Raw genomic sequence first — 635 nt, forward strand, 5'->3', positions numbered from 1 at the left:
TGCCATATTCCCCCTCCTCACCTAAGATCTTCGATGGCGACAAGGTCGACGTCGGTATAGTCGACATTGTCACCGGCCATGGCCCAGATGAATGTGTAGCTTGATGTGCCGACACCGGAATGGATCGACCAACCCGGCGACAGGATCGCCTCCTCGTTCTTGACGATGAGGTGGCGCGTTTCGTTCGGCTCGCCCATCAGATGCACGACGCGGGCCTTTTCCGGCAGATCGAAATAGAGATAGGCCTCCATCCGCCGGTCATGCACGTGGCAGGGCATGGTGTTCCACACCGAGCCTTCAGCAAGCGTCGTCATGCCCACAACGAGTTGGCAGGTCCTGGCGCCGTCCGGGTGAATGAACTGGAAGATCGAGCGCTCGTTGCTCGTTGCCTGTGCCCCGAGATCGACGCGCTTGGCATCTGAAATGCCGATATGCTTTGCAGGGTGACGGACATGCGCGGGGGCGCTGAGCAGGTAGAATTTTGCCGGTTGTTCGGCCGATACGGACCGGAATGTCACCGAAGCCCCCATGCCGGCATAGACCATGTCGCGGGTACCGGCCTGAAACTCTTCGCCATCGACGACGACGATGCCGGCACCACCAATATTGACAGCGATCAGCTCGCGCCGGGCCAG

General features: G+C 60.2%; 1 protein-coding gene. It reads right to left on the reverse strand.

From position 1 onward, the window contains the following. Positions 1 to 17: 17 nt before the first annotated feature. The coding region (gene kduI / locus AC1DE4_RS31825; RefSeq protein ID WP_477884763.1) for a 5-dehydro-4-deoxy-D-glucuronate isomerase at positions 18 to 635 on the reverse strand (618 nt) is incomplete at its 5' end.

Source organism: Rhizobium sp. 10N414, from assembly GCF_056394785.1.